4 protein-coding genes are annotated in these 2,806 nt (G+C 75.0%); 2 read left to right on the plus strand and 2 right to left on the minus strand.

Translation table 11 applies throughout. The features are described 5' to 3' along the window. On the minus strand, positions 1–211 hold a 211-nt coding region (locus tag CCN44_RS40665), incomplete at its 3' end, for a hypothetical protein (protein WP_107502173.1). A gap of 169 nt (positions 212–380) precedes the next feature. Between CCN44_RS40665 and CCN44_RS40670 the strand changes: the two genes are divergently transcribed. Next, entirely contained in the window at positions 381–911 is a 531-nt protein-coding gene (locus CCN44_RS40670) for an SMI1/KNR4 family protein (RefSeq protein WP_086704196.1), read from the plus strand. A 21-nt stretch (positions 912–932) separates the two neighbouring features. Here CCN44_RS40670 and CCN44_RS40675 read toward each other — a convergent pair whose 3' ends face one another. Next, positions 933–2,345 carry an MFS transporter gene (locus tag CCN44_RS40675; protein WP_059251747.1) on the minus strand — a complete coding sequence of 471 codons (1,413 nt, stop codon included), beginning with the start codon at positions 2,343–2,345 and terminating at the stop codon, positions 933–935. 240 nt (positions 2,346–2,585) lie between these two features. Between CCN44_RS40675 and CCN44_RS40680 the strand changes: the two genes are divergently transcribed. Next, positions 2,586–2,806: helix-turn-helix domain-containing protein (locus tag CCN44_RS40680; RefSeq protein ID WP_143650421.1), on the plus strand; the 221-nt coding region annotated here is incomplete at its 3' end.

Genomic DNA, 2,806 nt, shown 5'->3' on the forward strand with positions numbered 1-2,806 from the left:
CGGCGGTCACCGCGGCGGCGATCACCCCGCCGGTCGCCAGGCCGTCGCTGAACAGGTGCGGGCGCCGGTCCAGGCTGTGCAGGCCGAAGCCGCACAGCTCGTACACGCCGACGGCGGCGATGACCAGGCTGACGACCAACACGGTCAGCGTCGGCGCGAGACCGCGCGCGCAGTCCTCCGTGCCGGGCTCCGCTTCCGTGGTGTCGTGCATGGGTCCCCCGTTGAACAGACGTGTGAACGGCCCGGTGAGCATGGGCGTTTGGGAACCTACAATACGTAGGGTCGGTCAGGGCCGACGCCGTGCGGGACGCGCGGGCGGCCGGTGTACCGCTGACGCCCGCCGGCGGGGCGTTGTCGGTGCCCGGGGCTACGCTGCGCGCATGATCACCACCGCCGACGACCGGGGCTTCCCGGCCGCGCTCGCCGCCGCCTTCGCGCACCCCTTCGACTACGCCGACGGGGACGGCGTCGACTTCGAGCCCTTCGACGCCTTCCTGTCCGCCGAGGAGACGACCGACTGGTTCCGGGCGTGGACCGGCAACGCGGAGGCGAGCGGGGACGTCTTCCGGGTGTTCGGCTGCGACGGCACGGGCGGATACGCGGCGTTCTGGCTGGTGCGGCCCGGGCGGGACCTCGCCGAGCAGCCGGTGGTCTTCCTCGGCTCGGAGGGCGAGACCGGTGTCGTCGCCCGGGACCTGGCCGACTTCCTGTGGGTGCTGGCCGACGGCCTCGGCCCCAGGGAGGCGGCCGAGGCCCGCGGCACGGGGGCCGGGTCCCGCCCGGACGCCCGGCGCACCGCGGTGGCCGAGCGGTTCGCGCCGGGGCGCGGGCAGCCGGCCGCGGTGCTGGTGGCGCGGGCCGGCGAGGAGTTTCCCGGCCTGGACGACTGGGTCATGGGGCTGTGCCGCTGAGGCACGCGCGCCGCGGGCGGTTCACCGTGCCCTGTCCCGCAGGAACAGCACACTGGCCAGGGTGCCGAGGAGGGCGAGGGCCGCGTTCAGCGCGATCGCCGTCTTCAGACCGCCGAGGACGGCCAGGGCGCCCGTGCCGGACATGGCGGCGGTGGCGACGGCGCTCATCACCGGCGTACCCATGGTGATGCCGATCTGCTGGGTCATCGTCGCGAGCCCGGTGGCCAGGCCCTGTTCGTGATCGGCGAGACCCGAGGTGGCGGTCACCATGAAGCCGACGATGACCAGCATGTTCCCCACCCCGCCCGCGAAGGTCGCGGCCAGCAGCAGCCACAGCGAGGAACGGCCGGTGCCGAGTCCGAGCAGGGCCGCCGTGAACAGGGCCTGGACCAGACCGCCGGCCAGCAGCGAGCGGGTGGCGCCGAACCTGCCGATCCAGCGCGGGGCGAGGGCGCCGCCGACGACCGTGCCCGCGCCCAGCACCCCGAAGGACAGCCCGGCGGCCAGCGGCGAGAAGCCGAGCACCTGCTGGAGGTACAGGGTCAGCAGGAACACCAGGGACGTCTCGGTGAGGAACGCGACCAGACCCGCGAGGTTGCCCCACGCCACCGACCGCCTGCCCAGCACCCGCGGCGGCACCAGCGGCGCCGGCACCCGGCGTTCCACGGCGCCGAACGCGAGCAGCAGCACCACCCCGGCCGTCAGCGGCAGCAGCGCGGCCGGCGCGCCCCAGCCGCGCTCGCCGGCCTGCGTCAGTCCGAGGATGACCGCGAGCAGCCCGAGCGTGACCGTGACGGCACCCGGCACATCCAGCTTCGGGCGCTGCGCGGGCCGGGACTCGGCGACGACCGCGGGCGCGACGAGGAGCACGGCGAGCGCCACCGGCACGTTGATGAAGAACGCCCACCGCCAGGACAGCAGGTCCGTCAGCAGGCCGCCGAGGATCGCACCGGTGGTGAAACCGGCCGACATCAGCGCCCCGTTGAGACCGAGCGCCCGCTCCCGCAGCGGGCCCTCCGGGAAGGACGTCGTCAGCAGCGACAGACCGGCCGGGGTGACCGCCGCGGTGGCCAGCCCCTGGAACACCCGGGCCGCGATCAGCACCTCCGGGCTCTGCGCCAGCCCGCCCGCCAGCGAGGCCGCGCCCAGCACGACGAGACCGCCCAGGAACAGCCGGCGGCGGCCGAAGAGATCCGCGACCCGCCCGAACAGCAGGGTGAACCCGGCCGCGCAGAGCGCGAACGCCGTGCCGATCCACTGGAGATGGGCGAGCGAGAAGCCGAGGCCCGCACCGATCACCGGCAGGGCCACGTTCAGGATGGAGAAGTCCACGGCCAGCATGAACTGGGCCGCGAGCAGCAGCACCAGCACCAGGCGGAGCCGGGGGGTCAGGGCGGCGGACGCGCCGTCCGGTCGGGTGGCGGTGACGGACATGACGAGGTGTTCCCCTCTGTGCGGTGGAAGCGGCCGGCCGGGGCGCCGGCGTACGGCGGAGTCGCCGGGGTCGAATCTCGTCCGTCCCGGCCGCCTCAGCCAGCACCCCCGTACGACCGGCCGCCGCGAGGGTGGTCACGGCGTGACCACCCTCGGGCATCCCGTTCGCGCCGTCCGGCGGGCAGGATGGACGACGACCGCCCGCACCAGGGGGCAGCGCCCCGCATCTTGGAGGCCCGTATGGACGCGTCGACCGAGCTGGGAGACTTCCTGAAGTCCCGCCGTGCCGCGGTGCGGCCGGAGGACGTCGGCATCGCCACCGCACCGGCCCGCCGCCGGGTCGCCGGGCTACGCCGCGAGGAACTGGCCCTGCTCGCGGGCGTCAGCATCACCCACTACACCCGCCTGGAACAGGGCCGCGCGGCCGGCGTCTCCGACTCCGTGCTGGACGCCGTCGCCCG

Source organism: Streptomyces tricolor (assembly GCF_002155905.1).
GTDB lineage: Bacteria > Actinomycetota > Actinomycetes > Streptomycetales > Streptomycetaceae > Streptomyces > Streptomyces tricolor.

Bases quoted from the DNA above. Each gene is read 5' to 3' on its own strand.
- CCN44_RS40670 (WP_086704196.1), top strand. From the start codon at position 381: ATGATCACCACCGCCGACGACCGGGGCTTCCCGGCCGCGCTCGCCGCC.
- CCN44_RS40675 (WP_059251747.1), bottom strand. From the start codon at position 2,345: ATGTCCGTCACCGCCACCCGACCGGACGGCGCGTCCGCCGCCCTGACC.